General features: G+C 64.8%; 18 protein-coding genes. 11 read left to right on the top strand and 7 right to left on the bottom strand.

The features are described 5' to 3' along the window. Positions 1–156 precede the first annotated feature (156 nt). From ffh to Y88_RS15580, 9 genes are all read left to right on the top strand, one after another. Complete coding sequence (ffh, locus tag Y88_RS15625) at positions 157–1,644, top strand: signal recognition particle protein (protein WP_008070971.1); 1,488 nt, start codon at positions 157–159, stop codon at positions 1,642–1,644. A gap of 48 nt (positions 1,645–1,692) precedes the next feature. Continuing rightward, entirely contained in the window at positions 1,693–2,058 is a 366-nt protein-coding gene (gene rpsP / locus Y88_RS15620; RefSeq protein ID WP_008070970.1) for a 30S ribosomal protein S16, read from the top strand. A 3-nt stretch (positions 2,059–2,061) separates the two neighbouring features. Beyond that, positions 2,062–2,553 (top strand): ribosome maturation factor RimM, encoded by a 492-nt coding sequence (gene rimM, locus Y88_RS15615; RefSeq protein ID WP_008070962.1) that lies wholly within the window; start codon positions 2,062–2,064, stop codon positions 2,551–2,553. Positions 2,554–2,715: 162 nt separating this feature from the next. Beyond that, positions 2,716–4,266: a serine hydrolase domain-containing protein gene (locus tag Y88_RS15610; RefSeq protein ID WP_232281112.1), complete on the top strand. Its 1,551-nt coding sequence runs from the start codon at positions 2,716–2,718 to the stop codon at positions 4,264–4,266. A gap of 55 nt (positions 4,267–4,321) precedes the next feature. Further along, the gene (gene trmD / locus Y88_RS15605) at positions 4,322–5,068 is read left to right on the top strand and encodes a tRNA (guanosine(37)-N1)-methyltransferase TrmD (protein WP_018075852.1); all 747 of its coding nucleotides are present in this window, start codon (positions 4,322–4,324) and stop codon (positions 5,066–5,068) included. Next, entirely contained in the window at positions 5,065–5,445 is a 381-nt protein-coding gene (gene rplS, locus Y88_RS15600; RefSeq protein ID WP_008070959.1) for a 50S ribosomal protein L19, read from the top strand. Before trmD ends, rplS begins: the two co-directional genes overlap by 4 nt. 135 nt (positions 5,446–5,580) lie before the next feature. Then, on the top strand, positions 5,581–7,902 hold the full coding sequence (locus Y88_RS15590) for a S9 family peptidase (RefSeq protein ID WP_008070958.1): 2,322 nt from the start codon (positions 5,581–5,583) through the stop codon (positions 7,900–7,902). An 87-nt stretch (positions 7,903–7,989) separates the two neighbouring features. Next, a complete protein-coding gene (locus Y88_RS15585; protein WP_026166983.1) occupies positions 7,990–9,015 on the top strand; it encodes an aspartate-semialdehyde dehydrogenase in 1,026 nt (341 codons plus the stop codon). A gap of 136 nt (positions 9,016–9,151) precedes the next feature. After that, positions 9,152–9,352: a hypothetical protein gene (locus Y88_RS15580; RefSeq protein ID WP_008070955.1), complete on the top strand. Its 201-nt coding sequence runs from the start codon at positions 9,152–9,154 to the stop codon at positions 9,350–9,352. Positions 9,353–9,364: 12 nt separating this feature from the next. Here Y88_RS15580 and Y88_RS15575 read toward each other — a convergent pair whose 3' ends face one another. From Y88_RS15575 to Y88_RS15555, 5 genes are read right to left on the bottom strand one after another with little or no spacing between them, the layout of a single operon-like run. Further along, on the bottom strand, positions 9,365–10,297 hold the full coding sequence (locus Y88_RS15575) for a 2-hydroxyacid dehydrogenase (RefSeq protein ID WP_008070954.1): 933 nt from the start codon (positions 10,295–10,297) through the stop codon (positions 9,365–9,367). 10 nt (positions 10,298–10,307) lie between these two features. Next, positions 10,308–11,066, bottom strand: coding sequence for a class II aldolase/adducin family protein (locus tag Y88_RS15570; protein ID WP_018075851.1), 759 nt, complete (start codon positions 11,064–11,066; stop codon positions 10,308–10,310). After that, positions 11,066–12,256, bottom strand: coding sequence for a TauD/TfdA family dioxygenase (locus tag Y88_RS15565; RefSeq protein WP_008070952.1), 1,191 nt, complete (start codon positions 12,254–12,256; stop codon positions 11,066–11,068). The genes Y88_RS15570 and Y88_RS15565 overlap by 1 nt, the downstream gene beginning before the upstream one ends. A gap of 12 nt (positions 12,257–12,268) precedes the next feature. Further along, a complete protein-coding gene (locus Y88_RS15560) occupies positions 12,269–12,847 on the bottom strand; it encodes an HD domain-containing protein (protein ID WP_008070951.1) in 579 nt (192 codons plus the stop codon). A gap of 42 nt (positions 12,848–12,889) precedes the next feature. Beyond that, positions 12,890–13,981 (bottom strand): TauD/TfdA family dioxygenase, encoded by a 1,092-nt coding sequence (locus Y88_RS15555; protein WP_008070950.1) that lies wholly within the window; start codon positions 13,979–13,981, stop codon positions 12,890–12,892. A 173-nt stretch (positions 13,982–14,154) separates the two neighbouring features. Here Y88_RS15555 and Y88_RS15550 point away from each other — a divergent pair, with 173 nt between their 5' ends. Together Y88_RS15550 and Y88_RS15545 are read left to right on the top strand one after the other, a co-directional pair. Continuing rightward, positions 14,155–15,147: a GlxA family transcriptional regulator gene (locus tag Y88_RS15550; protein ID WP_008070949.1), complete on the top strand. Its 993-nt coding sequence runs from the start codon at positions 14,155–14,157 to the stop codon at positions 15,145–15,147. A 27-nt stretch (positions 15,148–15,174) separates the two neighbouring features. Then, positions 15,175–16,398, top strand: a complete 1,224-nt coding sequence (locus Y88_RS15545) for an MFS transporter (RefSeq protein ID WP_008070946.1) — start codon at positions 15,175–15,177, stop codon at positions 16,396–16,398. 16 nt (positions 16,399–16,414) lie between these two features. On the opposite strand, the gene Y88_RS15540 is transcribed toward Y88_RS15545, so the two are convergent. Next, the gene (locus Y88_RS15540; RefSeq protein WP_008070945.1) at positions 16,415–17,470 is read right to left on the bottom strand and encodes an alpha/beta fold hydrolase; all 1,056 of its coding nucleotides are present in this window, start codon (positions 17,468–17,470) and stop codon (positions 16,415–16,417) included. After that, positions 17,467–18,933, bottom strand: a complete 1,467-nt coding sequence (locus Y88_RS15535) for a purine-cytosine permease family protein (protein ID WP_008070944.1) — start codon at positions 18,931–18,933, stop codon at positions 17,467–17,469. Before Y88_RS15535 ends, Y88_RS15540 begins: the two co-directional genes overlap by 4 nt. Positions 18,934–19,150: the final 217 nt, after the last annotated feature.

Below are 19,150 nucleotides of genomic sequence, written 5' to 3'. Positions count from 1 at the left end.
TTCGCTTTCGGCTCTTTTGTAGCGGATTGCCCACGCTGGTCGGCGAGGTTTCGCCCACCGGCGTTTTTGGCGTTATGGTGGTGATGCGGTGCATCCTGCCGGTGCCATGGGTGGTTCGCAAGCGGGCAGGGCGCGGACCAAGAGGAGTGGCGCAACGTGTTCGATAGTCTGTCAGACCGGCTGAGCGGCGTATTCGACCGCCTGCGCGGGCGCGGCGCGCTTACGGAAGACGACGTTCGCGCCGCCATGCGCGAAGTGCGCATCGCTCTTCTCGAAGCCGACGTTGCTCTCCCCGTCGTCCGCCGTTTCATCGATGCGGTGACCGAACAGGCCATCGGTCAGCAGGTCCTGCGCTCGGTCACGCCGGGGCAGCAGGTGGTCAAGATCGTTCACGACGCGCTGGTCGAGATGCTCGGCGGCGGAACGTCCGATCTCGATCTGGCTGCAACTCCGCCGGTCGTGATCATGATGGTCGGTCTGCAGGGGTCGGGCAAGACCACCAGCACGGCCAAGATCGGTAAGCTGCTCAAGGAAAAGCAGGGCAAGAAGGTCCTGATGGCCTCGCTCGACGTCAATCGTCCGGCGGCGCAGGAACAGCTTGCGGTGCTCGGTGGGCAGGTCGGGGTGGCGACGCTTCCGATCGTTCCGGGTCAGCAGCCGGTCGAGATCGCCAATCGCGCGATTCAGGCTGCAAAGCTTCAGGCGATCGACGTCCTTCTGCTCGACACCGCCGGTCGTCTCCACGTCGACCAGGCGCTGATGGACGAGATGAAGGCAGTCGCGGCTGTCTCCTCGCCGCGCGAAACCCTGCTGGTCGTCGACTCGCTGACCGGTCAGGACGCGGTCAACGTCGCGCAGAGCTTTGCCGGTGAAGTGCCGCTGACCGGTGTCGTGCTGACCCGTATGGACGGTGATGCGCGCGGCGGTGCGGCGCTGTCGATGCGCGCCGTGACCGGCAAGCCGATCAAGTTTGCAGCGACGGGCGAAAAGCTCGACGCGATCGAAGCGTTCCATCCCGAACGCGTCGCCAGCCGCATTCTGGGCATGGGCGACATCGTCTCGATGGTCGAAAAGGCGGCTGCTGCCGTCGAGGTCGAGGAAGCCGAAAAGCTTGCCCAGCGCATGGCGAAGGGCGAGTTCGACATGAACGACCTTCGTACCCAGCTGCGCCAGATGCAGCGCATGGGCGGTCTTGGCGCTCTTGCCGGGATGATGCCGGGGATGAAGAAGGCCAAGCAGGCCATGGCCGCGTCGGGCATGGACGATCGCGTCCTGCTGCACATGGATGCGATCATCGGCTCGATGACGCCCAAGGAACGCGCCAAGCCCGAACTGCTCAATGCCAAGCGCAAGATCCGCGTGGCCAAGGGCGCGGGCATGCAGGTCCAGGACGTCAACAAGCTCATCAAGATGCACCAGGAAATGGCGCGCGCGATGAAGCAGATCCGCAAGATGGGCGGGCTCAAGGGCCTGGCCGCCATGTTCGGCAAGGGTGGCCTTGGCGCTGCCATGCCGGGGCTCGACCAGCAGGCCGGGCCAGGCGGACTGGGCGGCCTTCCCGGCGGTGGACTTCCAGGTGGCGGCAAGTTGCCGGGGCTGGGCGGGATGCCGTCCAACCTGGGCGACCTGCTCAAGCGGAAGTAACGGATTTCAATTGAATTTATCGGATTAAAACGAAAGGTAGCGTAAGAAATGTCTGTTTCCCTGCGTCTGTCGCGCGGCGGTTCGAAGAAGCGCCCCTATTACAAGATCGTCGTTGCCAACAGCCGCGCTCCGCGCGACGGCAAGTACTTGGAACAGGTCGGGACCTATAACCCGCTCCTCGCCAAGGACGACGAAAACCGCGTGCGTTTCGTCGACGACCGCGTGCGTTACTGGCTCGGCGTCGGCGCTCAGCCGACCGACCGCGTTGCCCGTCTGCTCGACAAGCAGGGCATCAAGGAACGCGCCGCGACCAGCAACCCGAGCAAGGGTGAGCCCGGCAAGAAGGCCAAGGACCGCGCCGAAGAAAAGGCTGCCAAGGCTGCTGAAGCAGCTGAAGCTGCTGCCGAGGCCTGATCCTTGTCGATCGATCGTCCGGTCACGCTCGCGGCCGTCATTGGTGCGCATGGGGTGACCGGCGATGTGCGGCTGAAACTGTTCGGCGAAGGGGTTGCCGCGCTCAAGCGCTACAAGGCGTTCAATGGCGGCACCCTGACACCGGTATCGCTGCGTGATGACGGCAAGGGTGGGGCTCTGGCCCGTTTCGCCGAAGCCGGTGATCGCACCGCCGCCGAAAAGTTGCGCGGCACGGCTCTGACCGTGCCGCGTTCCGCGCTCCCGCCTCTGGCGGAGGGCGAATATTACCATGCCGACCTGATCGGTCTTGCCGTTGTAAGCGGTGAGGGCGAAGCGCTCGGCACATGCGTTGCCGTCGACAATTTCGGCGCCGGTGACGTGCTCGAAATTCGTCGTCCCGACGGCAAGGCGTTCATGGTGCCGATGCGCCCCGAAGCCGTGCTCGAATGGGACGCAGACCGTCTGGTGATCGCGGCGGTCTACGCGCAGGACTGATCCTGCCCGCGTTCTTTCAGGTCGTGCCGTAATCGGCGCGGCTGACCTCTTCCGACAGATTTGCTCCCAAAAAGGAACCGCTTGCGGTCTGGTCAAGGCCTGTGCCTTGCTCCAGCATGGCCCGTGGGGATTGACCTGCGGGTCTGTGGTGGAGCGTAAGGGATGCGGGAACGGTCTGTACTGGCAGCTTTTTCAGGGGTGCTGCTGACGCTGGCTCCGGTCGTGGCCGAAGCGCGCGCGCGGGTTGCGCCGCCGGCTCCTCCGGCGCAGGTTTCCGTCGGGGTGGCATCGCTCGCTCCCGAGATCGACGCGATCTTTGCAAAGTGGATGGCCGACAACCACGTGCCGGGCATGGTCTATGGCGTGGTGGCAGGGGGCCGTCTTGCCTATGTGCACGGCATGGGGGTGCAGGATCTCGACCGGCGACGCCCGGTCGATGGCGCCTCGCTCTTCCGCATCGCGTCGATGACCAAGGCCTTTACCGCGCTCTCGATCCTGTCCTTGCGCGACAAGGGACTGCTCTCGCTCGACGATCCGGCCGAGAAATACGTGCCGGAAATGCGCGGCTGGACTTATCCGACTGCCGATTCGCCCAAAATCACCTTGCGCGACTTGCTTCACCACGTGGCCGGGTTCGTCACAGACGATCCCTGGGGCGACCGGCAGGAAGTTCTTTCGCAGGAGGATTTCACGAGGCTCCTGGCGCAGGGCGTCTCGTTCACGCGCGCGCCGGAAATGCGCCATGAATATGCCAATCTCGGCTATGCGATTCTGGGCCGGGTGATCGCCAATGTCACTCATGCGCCCTATCGGACTTATGTCGAAAAGACGCTGTTGAGCCCGCTCGGCATGACATCGAGCGGCTTTGACGTGCTGGCCCACCCGCGCGATCGTCGCGCCATCGGCTATCGCTGGGAAAACGGCGGTTATGTCGAGGAACCGACGATGGCCGACGGCGCCTTCAACAGCATGGGCGGGCTGGAAGTCAGCGCTGAGGACTATGCCCGGTGGCTTGCGTTCCTGTTGTCGGCCTGGCCCCCGCGCGACGATGCCGACAAGGGGCCGGTCCGGCGCGGGACCGTTCGCCAGATTGCCCAGGGGCTGAATTTCCAGTCGGTGTTCCGCCGGTTCGGTGCGAGCGGTGCCAGCGCCTGTCCGGGCGCGCTCGCCTATGGCATGGGCTGGCGCGTGGTGCAGGATTGCGATTTCGGCCTGACGCTCAACCACGGCGGCGGCTTTCCGGGCTATGGCAGCCACGTCCTGCTCTTGCCCGAATTCGGCGTTGCCCTGTTCGCGCTCACCAACCGGACCTATTCGGGACCATCGGCGCCGGTCTGGGATTCGGCGGTGCTGCTGTTGCAGAAGGGATTGCTCAAGCGGCCCGAAGCGCCGGTCTCGCCCGAGCTTGCCGGGTTCTATGTTTCTGCCCGCGATGTCTGGGCCGAGGGCAACGTGGGGCCGCTTGCCGGGCGCGTGGCGATGAATTTCGCGATGGACCGCAGCGACGGCAACTGGGTGCGGTATCTTGCCGAGACCAAGGTCAAGGCCGGCCTCTGCGACACTTCCGCGCCGATCGTTCCGGGCGGGGCCATGGCGGGGACGTTCACCTGGCCTTGCACCCATGGGCACATCGACGGCACGGTCCTGCTTGCGCCGACGCACCCGGTGACGCTTCAGGCCTTGCGATACGTCTACGTGCCGTCCCAACCGTGACCGGGGCGACGAACCGCCTCGACAGCGGGCGGCTCAGGGGGCAATGGGCCAAGCCATGACTTTTGCCGCCACTGTCCTGACGCTTTATCCCGACATGTTCCCCGGACCGCTGGGGCACAGCCTTGCCGGTCGTGCCCTGGGGGAAGGGACGTGGACGCTCGACCGCGTGCAGATTCGCGACTTTGCCGCCGACAAGCACCGCACGGTCGACGATACGCCCGCTGGCGGCGGGGCCGGGATGGTCCTGCGCGCGGATGTGCTGGCCAAGGCGATCGACCACGCCCGCACGCTTCATCCCGATGCGCCGGTCGTGGCGATGACACCGCGCGGGCGACCGCTGACGCAGGCGCGGGTGCGCGAACTGGCAGCGGGGCCGGGGGTCACCGTGCTGTGCGGACGATTCGAGGGGTTCGACGAGCGCATCTTCGAAGGGCGCGAGGTCGAGGAGATTTCGGTCGGCGACATCGTGCTTTCGGGCGGCGAATGTGCCGCACTGATGCTGCTCGATGCTTGCATTCGACTGCTTCCCGGAGTAATGGGCGCGGCTTCCAGTGGGCACGAGGAGTCGTTCGAGAACGGCCTTCTCGAATACCCCCACTATACCCGACCCGTTGACTGGGAAGGGCGCACGATCCCTGAAGTGCTGCGATCGGGGGATCATGCGAAAATCGCCGCCTGGCGCAAGCAAAGGGCGGACGATGATACTCGGCTACGCAGGCCGGACCTTTGGGAACGCCATGTCGGCGTTCGGGGCCAGCCTGCCTCTGGCGCGCAGCGTGGAACGACGGACGTTAGAAAATGAACCTGATTCAGCAGCTTGAAGCTGAAGCCATTGCCGAGTTCAAGGCGAAGAAGGAAATCCCGAACTTCCGTGCGGGTGATACCGTTCGCATTGGCGTGCGCGTCGTCGAAGGCGAACGTACCCGCGTGCAGGCTTTCGAAGGCGTGGTGATCGCGCGTTCGAACCGTGGCCTTGGCTCGAACTTCACCGTTCGCAAGATCTCGTTCGGCGAAGGCGTCGAACGCGTGTTCCCGCTCTATTCGCCCAACATCGATTCGATTACCGTCGTCCGTCGGGGCGTCGTGCGTCGGGCGAAGCTCTACTACCTGCGCGGCCGCACCGGCAAAAGCGCCCGAATTGCCGAGCGGCGCGAAACCCGCTCCGGCGCCGAGGGTTGACCAGGACGGGCTGACAAGGCCCGTAGCCGCGACACGAAACACACGTGAAAAGGCGTCCTGGCAAAACAGCCGGGGCGCCTTTTTGCCTGTTCAAGCCTCGCTTGTCGAAGATCCCACTTGTCGAGTTTGCGCCGGATGCGTTTTCCCCTCCGTCCGTTTTCACGCCCGCGTGCCGGAGCCGGTCTTGCCGCGCTCCTTGTGGGCATGACGGCGCTGTCCGGTCTCGCTTCGCTTCCTGTCCATGCCCGGGAGACTGCCGTGTCCTCTGCCGCGCCTGCAAAGCTGACGCTCGAGCGTGTCTTCGCCAGCCCCGGTATCGCCGGGGCGACGCCGCGCGCCTTGCGCCTGTCGCCGGACGGACGTTTCGTCACCGTCCTGCGCAACCGGGCCGAGGATCGCGACCGCTATGACCTGTGGGGGTTCGACCGCCATACCGGGCACTGGCGGATGCTGGTCGATTCGGCGCGCCTGTCGAGCGGGCACGAGCTTTCCGAGGCGGCCAAGATGCAGCGCGAGCGGCAGCGGATCGGCGGGATCAAGGGCGTGGTCAGCTATGACTGGTCGCCTGACGCGCAGAGCGTGCTGGTCCCGGTCGACGGGCAGCTGTTCCTCGCCCATGTCGCCGGCAAGGATGCGGGCAAGGTCGTGCCGGTGGCGGCGGCGACCGGGGGCGAAGTGCTCAATCCCGGGCTCGGTCCCAAGGGCGGGCACATCGCGTTCGTGCGCGACCGACGCCTGTGGGTTGCCCCGCTCGACGGCGCGGCACAGGACAGCGCGGCACAGGCGGTGACGCCCGAGGAAAGCAATGCCGACGTCCATTGGGGCGAGGCCGAATTCGTCGCCCAGGAAGAAATGAACCGCATGGCGGGGTTCTGGTGGGCGCCGGATGAAACACAACTGGTGGTCGAACGCTTCGACGAAAGCGGCGTCGGCATGGTGACCCGCGCCGCGATCGGGGCCGGGGCGACCAAGGTGACGCAGCAACGCTATCCGGCGGCAGGAACCCCCAATGCGGCGGTTTCGCTGTTCGTGATCTCTGCCGATGGCAAGAGCCGCGTGGCGATCGATCTGGGTCCGGACAAGGACATCTATGTCGCGCGGGTCGATTGGGCCAAGGACGGCAAGACCGTCTATGTCCAGCGGCTCAATCGCGTGCAGGACCGGCTCGACATGCTCGCGGTCGATCCCGCGACCGGGGCCTCGCGCGTGCTGTTTTCGGAACAGGCCGCGCCCCACAGCTGGGTCAACCTGTCGAACGACTATCGCTTCCTTGCCGACGGCAGCCTGATCTGGTGGTCCGAACGCGACGGTCACGGCCATCTCTATCGTTTCCGTGACGGGCAGTGGCAGCAGCTGACGCAAGGAAACTGGGAAGTCACCGGCCTGGTCGGTGTCGATGAAAAGGCCGGGCGGGTGATCCTGACCGGCAATCGCGACGACGTGCTGGCAGGCCAGCTCTATGCGCTCGATCTTGCGCATCCGGGCACGCTGACCCCGCTTGGCGATCCGGGCTATGACAATGCCGCGAGTGCCGATCCCAGCGGTCGCACGCTGATCGTGACGCGCAGCGCCGACCGGCAGCCGCAGCAGTCCTATCTTGCCGACGAGACCGGCAAGCGGCTGGCGTGGATCGAGGAGAACCGGGTCGAGGGCGATCACCCCTATGCCCCGTTCCTTGCCACGCATCGCCCGGCACAGTTCGGCACGATCAAGGCGGCGGACGGTTCGGACCTGCACTGGGTCATGATTACCCCGCCGCTCGAACCGGGGAAGACCTATCCGGTCTTTACCTATCACTATGGCGGGCCGACCGTGCAGGTGGTCAAGCGCGGGTGGCAGGGCGCTCTGGCGCAGGCGGTGGTTGCGCGCGGCTATATCTGGTTTGCGATCGACAATCGCGGCTCGGACAACCGGGGCGTCGCCTTTGCCAGCCAGATCCACCACGCGATGGGCACGGTCGAAGTCGAGGACCAACTGGCCGGGACGCAGTATCTCAAGACGCTGCCGTTCGTCGATCCCACCCGGATTGCGACGTTCGGCTGGTCCTATGGCGGCTACATGACGATCAAGATGCTGGAAAAGCACGCGCACGTCTGGGCCGCAGGGATCGCGGTCGCGCCGGTCACGCGCTGGGAGCTGTACGACACTGCCTATACCGAACGCTATCTGGGCGATCCCAAGGCGCAGGGCGGGGTCTATGAGCGCGCGGGCGCGATTGCCGAAGCGGCGAAGATCCGCGATCCGCTGCTCGTCATTCACGGCATGGCGGACGACAACGTCGTGCTCGACAACACGACCGCCTTTGCCGCGACGATGCAGGCAGGGGCGGTGCCGTTCGAGATGATGCTCTATCCCGGCCAGACCCATGCCATCGGCGGGCCGAAGATCAGCGTGCATCTCTACGAACGGGTATTCGATTTCCTCGATCGCCACGGGGTTGTCCCGGGCGGCAAGTAAACGGTGGATGGGCGGCACTTGCCCGCTCGATGAGGCCCTCACCAAGCGGTTCGCGTGTTTGCGGCCGGGGCCAAGGGAGTAAAGACGATGGGTTATCGGGTAGTGGTCGTTGGCGCGACGGGTAATGTCGGGCGCGAAATGCTCAACATCCTGGCCGAGCGTGAGTTTCCGATCGATGAGATCGCGGCTCTGGCTTCGTCGCGTTCGCAGGGCTCCGAAATCGAGTTCGGCGAAACCGGCAAGAAGCTGAAAGTGCAGAACGTCGAGCACTTCGACTTCACCGGCTGGGACATTGCGCTGTTCGCCGCCGGGTCGGGTCCGACCAAGATCTATGCGCCCAAGGCCGCCAGCCAGGGCTGCGTGGTGATCGACAACTCGTCGCTCTATCGCATGGACCCGGACGTGCCGTTGATCGTTCCGGAAGTGAACCCGGAAGCCATCGACGGATACAAGGCACGCAACATCATCGCCAATCCGAACTGCTCGACCGCGCAGATGGTTGTCGCGCTCAAGCCGCTGCATGACCGCGCCAAGATCAAGCGCGTTGTCGTCTCGACTTACCAGTCGGTGTCGGGCGCGGGCAAGGAAGGCATGGACGAACTGTTCGAACAGAGCCGCGCGATCTTTGTCGGCGATCCGGTCGAACCCAAGAAGTTCACCAAGCAGATCGCGTTCAACGTGATCCCGCACATCGACGTCTTCCTCGACGATGGTTCGACCAAGGAAGAGTGGAAGATGGTGGTCGAAACCAAGAAGATCCTCGACCCTGCGGTCAAGGTCGTCGCCACCTGCGTGCGCGTGCCGGTCTTCGTCGGCCATTCCGAAGCGCTTCATGTCGAGCTCGAAAACGAACTGAGCGCGACCGAAGCCCAGGAAATCCTGCGTGAAGCGCCCGGCGTCATGCTCGTCGACAAGCGTGAGAACGGCGGATACGTCACCCCGATCGAATGCGTGGGTGACTATGCCACGTTCGTCAGCCGCGTTCGCGAAGACCCGACCGTCGAAAACGGTCTCGCGCTGTGGTGCGTTTCGGACAACCTGCGCAAGGGCGCGGCGCTCAACGCCGTGCAGATCGCTGAACTGCTCGGACGTCGTCACCTGAAGAAGGGTTGATCCCTTTTGCCCCACCCGCCTTCCTCGTGACGGGGAAGGCGGGTGGGCGCTCTATCCCCACGATCCATCCCCGGCATCATGGACGGATTGCTGTTCCTGTGCCTAAGGGGCGCTCCTTCAACGACAGGGGACCGCAGTGGCCAAGTCTATCAAACTGACCCTTACCGAGGACGAAGCTGAAATCCTCGTGGACGCACTCGAAGCGGACATGGAAGGCTACCTCGAATCCGCCAAGGAAGCGCGCGGCAACGGCAATCGCGCCGACGTCGAAACGTTCAGCGAAGCGGCTGAACGCATCGGCGCGCTGCTCAAGAAGATTCAGACCCTGCTCGACTGAAGCAGGTCGAATTCAAAGGCCGAGTGCGGCGCGCTCGGCCTTGAGAATTTCGACGCCGCGACCGACCAGGCGCGTGACTGCTTCCGGACTGTACCAGCCGGTATGGGCAGTGAGCACGGCGCGCGGCGCACGGCGCATGGGATGGTCGACCGGGAGCGGCTCCCGCAAAAAGACGTCGAGCCCGGCGCCTGCCAGATGGCCGTCTTCGAGCATGGCGAGGATTTCCGCTTCGTCGGTCAGCTCGGCCCGCGCCGTGTTGATGAAGACCGCGCCGCGCTTCATCGAGCGCAATTTGGCAGCATCGAGAATACCTGCAGTTTCCGGCGTGAAAGCCAGGTGGGGCGACACGATGTCCGCGCGCGCCAGCAAAGTGTCGAGATCGACTTGCTTGACGCCGGGAAGATCGATCGGGCGCCGGGCCCATGCGATCACGGTCATGCCGAGGGCCGACGCGATCCGCGCGACTTCCTGCCCGATCGCGCCAAGTCCGACAAGGCCGATGGTCTTGCCCAGCAGTTCCCCGATGGGCGCGCCGTGCCAGCCGCCGCTGCGGATGGTGGCGTCTTGGGCGGGAATATCGCGCCAGACCGCAAAGAGCAGGGCGATTGTGTGTTCGGCCACTGCGCGGTCGCCATATCCCTTGATCGTGTGAACGGGGATGCCGCGCTGCGCGGCTGCGTCGAGATCGACGAAATTGGCCGCCCCGGTACCGAGGAAAAGGATCTGCCGGAGCGCCGGATTGGCGTCCATGACGCGTGCAGTGACGCAACTGTCATTGACGACGATTACCGGATAGCCCGCCGTCCGCGCGATCATGGTCTCCTCGTCCGGTTGGCCGTGAAAATGCGTGACCAGCGTTTCATCGGCACCGGCGGCCGCAAAGGCTTTGACCAGAAGGTCGGAGGAATCCGCGATGACCGCGAAACTGGCGGGCGTGCTTGTCATGCCGAGATCCTCAGTCCGCGAAATCGGGATCGGTCAGGGCAAGATCGCGCAACAGGGCCGTCCATTCGGGCACGCCGGTTTCCTGACCAGCGAAACCGACGGTCTGCTGGGCCGTGAGTTCGCAGATGTGGTCGGGAATGGGATAGAGTTCTGCGCCACCGGTCATTGCCGCGATCTGGATCTGGCAGGCCCGTTCGAGATTGTACATCGCTGCAAAGGTTTCAGCGATCGTGGCATAGGCGGTCAGCAGCCCGTGATTGCGCAGGACCAATGCGCCGTGCGTGCCCAGATCCTTGACGAGCCGGGGTTTTTCATCGTCGAGAAGGGCAATGCCCTCGTAGTCGTGATAACCGATGCGGTTATAGAATTGCAGCGCGTGTTGGCTGATCGGCAGCAGGCCCTTGGTCTGGCAGGCAACCGCGATGCCCGCGACGGTGTGGGTGTGCATGACGCAGCCGACATCGTGGCGCGCGCCGTGGATGGCCGAATGGATCAGATAGCCCGCCGGATTGACGTCCTGTTCCGAAGGTGTGTCCTCGATCGTGAACTTGACGAGATTGGAGGCTTTCACTTCGTGGAACATGTCGCCGAAGCGATTGATGAGGATTTCGTTGGTGCCCGGGATGCGCGCGGAAATATGGGTATAGATGATGTCGGTCATGCCGTAGCGCGCGGCCAGGCGATAGCACGCGGCCAATTCATAGCGCGTCTGGCGCTCGGCATTGTCGAAACGGCCAAAATCCTGACGATCGGCGGGCACTGTAGCCATCAGCAAGGTTCTCCCAACTGACGCGAAAGCACGCGCCAGCGTGAATTGATCTCGTCGCGGTCGACATAGGCCCCCTGCAGGTGGCGCTCCCCGGTCTGGGGGTCGAATTCGCGGCGGGCATGCATAACCCGGCGGTTGTCGAATGCCCACATATCGCCCGAAGAAAGGCGGCGTTCGATGAAGAAGCGCGGATCGCGGGTCATCGCCTGGAACAGGCGCAGCGCGGCATAGATTTCGCCCATCCGTTCGGCGGGGGCATCGATCGGCCCGCGCAGGAAATTGGCAAAGCGCACTTCGTCGAGATCGCCTTCGACGTTGAGCGCGATGGCGGGCGCCGTCCAGCGATAGTCGGTGCGGTCGTCGCGGTTCCAGAACGCCATGGGGGCGGTGGTGATCGTCGCGAATTCGTCCGGGTGCTCGGCGCGCATGGCTTCACCGATGGCAAAACCGTCGACGAACACGCTTTCCCCGCCGACCGCCTCGTTTTTAAGGCAATGGAGGAACTGCACTCCCGGCTGCAATTCGCGGGTGGGGAGGTCGGTGTGCGGAGGCAGGTTGACGCTGGTATAGGCGGCGCTGTCGGCACGCGGCTTGGATTTCACATCGAACACGCGGCCGAAATTGGTTTCGCGCAAATGCGAGATGCGGGAAATCGGGGCGAGCAGGGCCTCTTCCTCGACCGGCACGTTGCGGACGAGCGTCAGCCCGGAGGAGCGCAAGGCACTGAGCCAGGCCCAGAGAGCGCCATCGTCGGCCATGATGTCGGCGTAGTCGAACGATTGCAGGGCGTCGGCATATTCCCGTCCCCAGATGAAGGGACGCGCGCGCGCCGCATGGCGTTCGGCGCGGCTCTCGGCATCAGGCGCGTGGCTGCGCAGCCAGCCGGGCGCATAGCTGCTCTTGTGTCCGTCGGACCAGCCGACGACGAGATTGCCTTCGGCATCGATCCCCGCGCTCGCCGCGGCAAGGTCTGCCGGAGCGTCGGTGATCTCGAACAGCTGTTCGCGTGTCAGGGGCAGGTAACAGGTCGAACAGGTGCAGTTGTCGCGCAGGAAAAAGCGGTTGAGCGGGGTCTTACGCCCGTCGCTCCAGGTGACGATCGCCTCGTCACCGGACAGTTCGACGGCGGAAAGGCTGTGTTCGGTGGCAAAGACGCGCCAGTCCTGAACGATTTCGAGCTCGGTGGTCATCGCTGGAACCTTTCAGAGTGCCGGTTCGGAAGGAGCCTCGACGCGAGTGTGCTCGCCCCAGGGCTTGCGCGAGAAGACGTGCTCCATTGCGGGAAGGAACGCCTCGATCGGCAGCGTGTCGTAATCGGGGTCGAACGCTTTCTGGTCCCACTCGTCGGTGAAACGGGCGGTGCGTTCATAGGCGGGATGGCCTTCGTACTGGTCGCGCGCGTGCTTGTTGCCGCCGAAATACTCGGCATAGTAATAGCCTTGGAATTCCTCGTGATGTTCGATCATCCAGGCATTGAGCGGCGAGACGTAAGGGGCCAGCATGGCAGCGGCCATCGGCCCGTGGTTCACCGGCGAGAGAGTGTCGCCGATGTCGTGGAGCAGGGCGCAGACCACCATTTCGTCATCCGCCCCGGCGCGCAGGGCTCGCGTCGCGGTCTGGAGCGAATGGGCATAGCGATCGATCGGATACCCGAGGTCATGGGGTTCGAGGAGACGCAGGTGGGCGACGAGCTGGCCGACCAGACCCGTCTGGAAAATGTCGAACTTCTCGCCGATCGGCACCCAGTCTTCGGCAGTCGCTTCATCGAAATGGCGGAACACGGGCTCTCTCCTTGAAGCGGGGCAGATGTGTCGGGGATGGAATCAGGCCGGCGCGAGCAGGCGACGGCGGCTGCCCACGAAATCGCGATCAAGATAGCACTGGCGCATGTGGCGCGAGCCGACCGCGAGCGTGTATCCGGTGCGCCCGTGCAGCAGGCGGTAATTGTCCATCATCAGCAATTCGCCCGGTTGCAGGCGGAATTGCAGCGTCAGCGGCGAAGTCGGCGCGATCAGTTTCCAGAACGCGGCGCGCGCCTCGTAATAGCGTTCGAGCTTTTCCACCGGCAGACGGTCGATCATCTCGGTGCGGTTGGAATAGCGGATCTGCACAACGTCGCCGCCCGCATTGCATTCGATCAGCGGGCCGTGGTTTTCGAGGAATGCGGTCTCGTCGTGATAGCGGAAAGTGACGTCGGTGGTGACGAGCGCCTCGAACGCTTCGGGATCGTCGCGGCGCAGGATCGCGGCGGCATGGAACCCGTCGACCAGCGTCGAATCCCCGCCATCGGCATCGTTGGTCAGGCAATGCAGCAGGATGTAACCGGGCACCGGCTCGCGATAGGGATTGTCGCTGTGCGGTTCGAGATGACGCGGGGTCATCGTCAGGTCATAGGCATTGGGAATCGCCTTCACATCGGCAACCCCGCCCCAGTTGGTGCGGCGGATCGGCCCGATCAGGCCGGCAAATTCGAGCCCGCCGTCAAGATCGAGCGGAACCCCGCGCACAACGCCGAAGCCATGGGTTTCAACGCCGTCGAGAAAGCGTCCGAGCACGGCTGGATCGTCCTTCATCGCGGCAAGGTCGGCCGCCGGGAACAGCGCGGGATCGAGCGTGCCGTCCCAATGGACACGATTGCCGCTGGCCGGCTCGGCAACGATCGCGCGGGTCAGCCAGTCGGAGGGCAGCAGCGTCGCAAAGCCGTCGGAAAAGGAAATCGTGCCGTCGAGTTCGGCCGCCGTGACGCGCAAGTCGGTCGGGGTTTCTGCCGACTCTTCCAGCCGCTGACCGGTCCGGGCATCAAGCACGGCTGCGTCGGGAAGCCGTTCGCGCAGCCAGATCGGGTGCAGTACGACCGCTTCGCTGCCGGGGGCGGCAACCTTGAGCTGGCCTTTTTCGGTGATCGTCAGATCCATCGACAAGCCCTTTCGATTCGATCCTTTTCGGTCGGGGCAGTCTACCTGCGAGGCGGCGCTTCGTTTACGCCTTTGCGACATTGTGGAATCAATTTACGACATCGGCAAATATAGCTTGTCATTGCTTGAAACGGCGTTTGCAAGCGGCCGAATCTGTGTTTGTTTCCTGATTCATGAGTGCCGCATTCGCTCCGCTGGAGCAGGAAACCTACAGCTTCTACCTCGTCCCCGGCTTCTCCGCGATGGCCTTCGTCGCGGCGATGGAACCCCTGCGCGTGGCCAACCGATTGGCACAAAAGCCTGTTTTCGGTTGGCGCCTGTTCTCTCCCGACGGGGCAGCGGTCGAGGCGTCGTGCGGGTTGAAAGTGGCGGTCGATGGCCCCCTCGATGAAAATGCCGCAACCCTGATTCTGTGCGCGGGGTTCGAACCGCGTCGGGCGATCAACCGGCCTCTGGTCGCAGCCCTGCGTCGCATGGCGCGCAAGGGCGTCGTCCTGGGGGCACTCGATACCGGCGCTTATCTCCTCGCCGAAGCGGGGCTGATCGGTGACGCGCCGGTCACGCTGCATTGGGAAGCGGTGCCCGCCTTTCGCGAGGATTACCCCGATGTGCGCGTGACCGAGGAACTGTTCTGCCTCGGCGACCGGCTCTTCACGTGTGCGGGCGGGACGGCGGCGATCGACATGATGCTCGAACGCATTTCCCGGCGACAGGGGCCTGCGCTTGCCCGTGCGGTGTCCGAACAGTTCATTCACAGCCGCATCCGCAGCCGCGAAGAGCGCCAGCGGCTCGATCTCGTTACCCGCATCGGCACCAGCGACCCGCGTCTCGTCTCGGTCATTGGCCGGATGGAAACGGAAATCGAAAGCCCAAGGCCGCTCGAGGATCTGGCTCTCGATGTCGGGATCACCCGGCGACAGATGGAGCGGCTGTTCCTGGCCCAGTTCGGGCTCGGGCCGGCGGCCTATTACCGCAACCTGCGGCTCGAGCGCGCGCGCACGTTTCTCAAGGAAACGAGCCTGCCGCTGATCGAGGTCGCGGTTGCCACCGGCTTTTCGTCCAAAAGCGCGATGACCCGCGCCTATCTCCAGAAATTCGGGCGTCCGCCCAGTGCCGAGCGGGGGCGATGGAAAGCTCCCCCGGCGCGCCTGCTCCATCCGGCCTGACAGCCCCGCGCACCAAGGATCCCAGCCATGTCCGAGCCTGCTGCCGAAACGTCGTTTCCCGGGACTTCCTCGTCGCAGTCCCCCGCTTCGAGTCTGGCCGTTTATGGCGGTATCGCGGCTGCCAGCGCGGCGGCCCATCTCGGGATCAATTTCACCCCCTATCTCGTCGGTGGCCTCATTGATCGCTATGGTTTCGGCCCGGCGGAAATGGGGGCCTTTGCCACGGCCGAAACGCTGTCCTTTGCAATTGCGATGTTCCTGTTCGCGCCGCGTGCCCATGTGGTGAGCGCCCGAACGCTGGGACTGGCTGCGAGTGGCCTCATCGCGCTCTTGCAAGTCGGATCGGCCCATCTGTCCTGGTATCCGCTGCTCTTGCTGGGCAGGCTGGGGACGGGCTTTGGCTATGGCATGCTCAACACGGCGGTGAATGTTGCGGCGGGGCGGACCGGGCAACCGGCGCGGGCGATTTCGATCGGCATTTCGTTGCAGGTGCTGCTCTTTGCGGCGATGAATGTGACGCTGCCGATGATCGGGGTCGCGGGCGGGCTTTCGGCGATGTTCCTGACGCTGGCAGGGATTTCAGCGGCGCTTGGCGGCGCGATGGTCCTGTTGCCGCGCGGGGGTGAACGGGATGAACCCGAACACAAGGCGGAAGCGGAGGTGGAGCCGGTGCCGCCGGGCGGCTGGCCCGTCATTCTGGCCATGGCCCTGTTCGCGTTCGGAACCATGGCGATCTGGCCCTTCATGGAACGTGCGGCTCATGCCATCGGCCTGCCCGCAACCGCGTTCGGACGGTATCAGAGCATGGGAACACTGCTCAGTTCGCTCGGCAATTTTGCCCTCACCATGGCGCTTGCCCGTGGCCAGCGGCGCGGCTTGCTCGAAGCTGGGCTGCTGACCTGCGGGGTGACCTGCGCGGTACTGACCACGGTCAACAGCCAGTTGGTTTTTGCCGTCGCGCTGCAGCTTTACGATGTCAGCTGGTATGTCAGCTATCCGCTGATCCTCGGCCTTGCCTATGCCCACGATCCGCGCGGGCGGCTGGCGGTGCGAACCACGGCGACCTGGCTGGTGGCGCAGTCGGCGGGGTCTCTGGCGGCAGGGTTTCTGGCCGAAGCGACGTCGGGCTATGGTCTGGTCGGGTGCCTCGGCCTTGCCACGTGTGCGGCGGCAGTGGCGGTCGTGGTGGCGTTTCAGGCGCGCCGCGGGGCGGAGCTTTCCGAAGGTCCGGTCGTACTCGCAGCGCATTGAGCCGCGAGGGGGCGGATCAGTCCGGCCTTTGCCACAGGCACAGGCCGAGGTTCGCCTTCGCCTCTTTTGCAGGAACGAGACGGCTGCGCCCCTTGGTGCAGACGAGCGTGCGACTGCCGAGGCCCGCAAGGTCGATCAGGACCTGATCCCAGTGGCGGTATTGTACGTCGTGCCCTTCGCCGGGGTAGGCGCGAGCCGTGACCGGGCCGCCCAGATGCGTCTGCCAGAACCGGGCATTGGCGGGCGTCACCGTCCGGTCGGCAAGGCCGTAATAGGTGAACGTCGGCGCCTTGACCCGGTCGAGCGGAAGCGCGTCCAAGGTCGCGTGGCAATAGCGCAGCAATTCGGCCGCTTCGGGTCGCGCGTCGCCCATCTGGCCGCGAATGAAAAAGGTGCGGGCACCTTCGTCATAGGCGCGTTCGGAAAAGCCGGGGATCGCGTGCGTGGGGCTTTGTGAGGGATAGGCCCACCAGCTTTCGGGATTGTCGACCGTCGGGGCAAGAGCGTGGGCAAGCTGGTCGAGATCGGCCTTGCAATCGGCGCCATCCCCGACCGGCGCATCGGCAAGCGCGGCGGCGAAATGGAGCGAGATCAGTCGCTCCGGCATGGTGGCGGCGATATGCGCGGCATAAGGTCCGCCCCCCGAGATCGCGACCATGCCGAAACGGGCGATGTGCAGGTGATCGAGGACGGTGCGGACGTCCCGGGCATAGTCGCCCAGCGTCCAGGCAGGGTCGAACGCCGTGTCGCCAAAGCCGTTGCGTTCGACCGTGATGAACCGCAGGCGCAATTGCCGCCGCAGCGTTTCGAGATAGCCGGTCATCAGCATGGCGCGCACACTGGTACCGGTTCCGCCCAGGAACAGCACTGGACGCCAGCCGGGTTCGCCGGTGTCGGCGTAATGGAGCGTCCGTCCGGCCGGACCGGGCAGGGCGACGACGGCCGCGCCCATCGGGTCGAAGCGAGTCTGGAACCGGACCGGCGGCGCGACGGTGGGCGGTTCGGCCAGAGCGGGGCCCGAGCATACAAGTGCCGCGCCCAGCGCCATGGCGAGTGAGCCTTGCGCGTTCACGCGGCGGCTTCCGGCAGGGCGTTGTCGAAATCGATCGCGAGCGACGGTTCCGCGTCGTCTTCGAGGCCGGCATCGGCCTTTTCGATATGGGCACGTTCGCCGGCAAGATCGAGCGAACGGCAGGCGAGGTAATAGACCAGCGACGACACCGGCAGTCCGACCAGCATCGAGACGTCCGCTCCGCCGAGCCAGTGGGCGATCGGGCCGGTATAGACCGGGGTCGCAAAGCAGGGGACCATGGCCAGGAAGCCGACGCCATAGGCGAGCAGGCCGCGCCAGTTCCAGCGGCCATAGATCCCGTCGGGATTGAAGATTTCGCGCACCGAATAGTGCCCGTGCCGCACGAAGAAGAAATCGACCAGATTGATCGCGGTCCACGGCGTGAACAGGTAGATCAGCACCGACAGCAGCCGTTCGATCAAGCCGAGCACATTGCCTCCGGCAAAGGCGGCCAGCCAGACCGAGACGATCCCCAGACCGCCCAGCGCGACGAGCCGCGCGCGTCCGGGATTGGCAATGTGGCGAAAGCTGTCGAGGATCGACAGCAGCGTCAGCGACCCGCCGTAGAGATTGAGCGTGGTGATCGTGAGCAGGGGCAGGGCGCAAAGCACCACCACCGTCGGCCCGAAATGGGGAAAGACCAGATTGCCCGCACTGATGAGCGCGGCGACGATTTCCTTGCCGGGAAACAGCGCGGCGGCGGCCGCACCGGCCAGCATCATCCACGCCCCGCCGATGAACGCGCCAAGGAAAGTCCACCAGAAGCTCGACGTGATGCCGACATCGCGGGGGAGATAGCGGGAGTAGTCGGAGACATAGATCGACCACGACAGCTGGTATCCTGCCGCCGCGAAGAACTGGACGAGGAAGGGCAGCGGCAGGAACGTGCCGAACACGAATTGCGGGGAATGCCCGCCGACCAGCCAGATCCCGACCGAAAACAGCGCCAGCGTGCCGATGACCACGGCTGCCAGCACGCGCTGGGCAAGGTGGATCCAGTCATAGCCGCAAATCGCGAGCGCCATGGCCATGAGCGTGAACAGCCCGAACGCGGTAACGAGCCCCCCAGGTGACAGTTCCGTCCCGGACAGGTCCTGGACCGCGACGCCGAACATGACCGCGTTGAACACGGTATAGCCGATGTAGGTGACGAGCGCGAAGCACCAGACCAGCAGCGCGCCCCGATAACCGAATTGCGGCCGCGACTGGATCATCTGCGGCAGGCCCAGTTCGGGCCCCTGGCTGGAGTGCGAGGCCATGAACAGCGTGCCGAGCGCGCCACCGGCAAGGATCGCCAGCACCGACCAGCCAAAGCCGAGCCCGGCGGCAAGGCCGATGGCCCCGGTCGCCAGAGTCGCCAGATGCGCGTCGCCGCTGAACCAGATCGGCCAGAGGTGCCAGACTTTGCCGTGGCGTTCGGCCAGCGGGACATAATCGATCGATCGGGATTCAACCAGTTGCATGGGGCTTGGCCATTCGCATCGTGGGTGTCCGGGGGAATGGAATGCAAGAGCGGCCCATCACCCCGGCACGCCCTTACGCATGTGAGCGAACGTACAGGCCGGTTTTGCGGATTCGCAAGCGGTTCCCGCCCGCCTTTTTTGCGCGCCGCGGGCCTTGTTGGCGATGTCGCAAAATGTGCCCTGTGCTTCGCAAAACGAGATCATGCTGTCGTGTGGC

This window comes from Novosphingobium nitrogenifigens DSM 19370, from assembly GCF_000192575.1.
GTDB classification, from domain to species: Bacteria; Pseudomonadota; Alphaproteobacteria; order Sphingomonadales; family Sphingomonadaceae; genus Novosphingobium; species Novosphingobium nitrogenifigens.
Note: the sequence above shows the minus strand (reverse complement) of the source record. Positions and strands in the feature narration are given on the sequence as shown.

What these genes read in the sequence shown, in the direction of transcription:
- Y88_RS15590 (WP_008070958.1), top strand. Translation starts at nt 5,581, where the DNA reads ATGCGTTTTCCCCTCCGTCCGTTTTCACGCCCGCGTGCCGGAGCCGGT.
- Y88_RS15545 (WP_008070946.1), top strand. Translation starts at nt 15,175, where the DNA reads ATGTCCGAGCCTGCTGCCGAAACGTCGTTTCCCGGGACTTCCTCGTCG.
- Y88_RS15585 (WP_026166983.1), top strand. Translation starts at nt 7,990, where the DNA reads ATGGGTTATCGGGTAGTGGTCGTTGGCGCGACGGGTAATGTCGGGCGC.
- Y88_RS15570 (WP_018075851.1), bottom strand. Translation starts at nt 11,066, where the DNA reads ATGGCTACAGTGCCCGCCGATCGTCAGGATTTTGGCCGTTTCGACAAT.
- Y88_RS15610 (WP_232281112.1), top strand. Translation starts at nt 2,716, where the DNA reads ATGCGGGAACGGTCTGTACTGGCAGCTTTTTCAGGGGTGCTGCTGACG.
- rpsP (WP_008070970.1), top strand. Translation starts at nt 1,693, where the DNA reads ATGTCTGTTTCCCTGCGTCTGTCGCGCGGCGGTTCGAAGAAGCGCCCC.
- rplS (WP_008070959.1), top strand. Translation starts at nt 5,065, where the DNA reads ATGAACCTGATTCAGCAGCTTGAAGCTGAAGCCATTGCCGAGTTCAAG.
- Y88_RS15565 (WP_008070952.1), bottom strand. Translation starts at nt 12,256, where the DNA reads ATGACCACCGAGCTCGAAATCGTTCAGGACTGGCGCGTCTTTGCCACC.
- Y88_RS15550 (WP_008070949.1), top strand. Translation starts at nt 14,155, where the DNA reads ATGAGTGCCGCATTCGCTCCGCTGGAGCAGGAAACCTACAGCTTCTAC.
- Y88_RS15555 (WP_008070950.1), bottom strand. Translation starts at nt 13,981, where the DNA reads ATGGATCTGACGATCACCGAAAAAGGCCAGCTCAAGGTTGCCGCCCCC.
- Y88_RS15575 (WP_008070954.1), bottom strand. Translation starts at nt 10,297, where the DNA reads ATGACAAGCACGCCCGCCAGTTTCGCGGTCATCGCGGATTCCTCCGAC.
- trmD (WP_018075852.1), top strand. Translation starts at nt 4,322, where the DNA reads ATGACTTTTGCCGCCACTGTCCTGACGCTTTATCCCGACATGTTCCCC.
- Y88_RS15535 (WP_008070944.1), bottom strand. Translation starts at nt 18,933, where the DNA reads ATGCAACTGGTTGAATCCCGATCGATCGATTATGTCCCGCTGGCCGAA.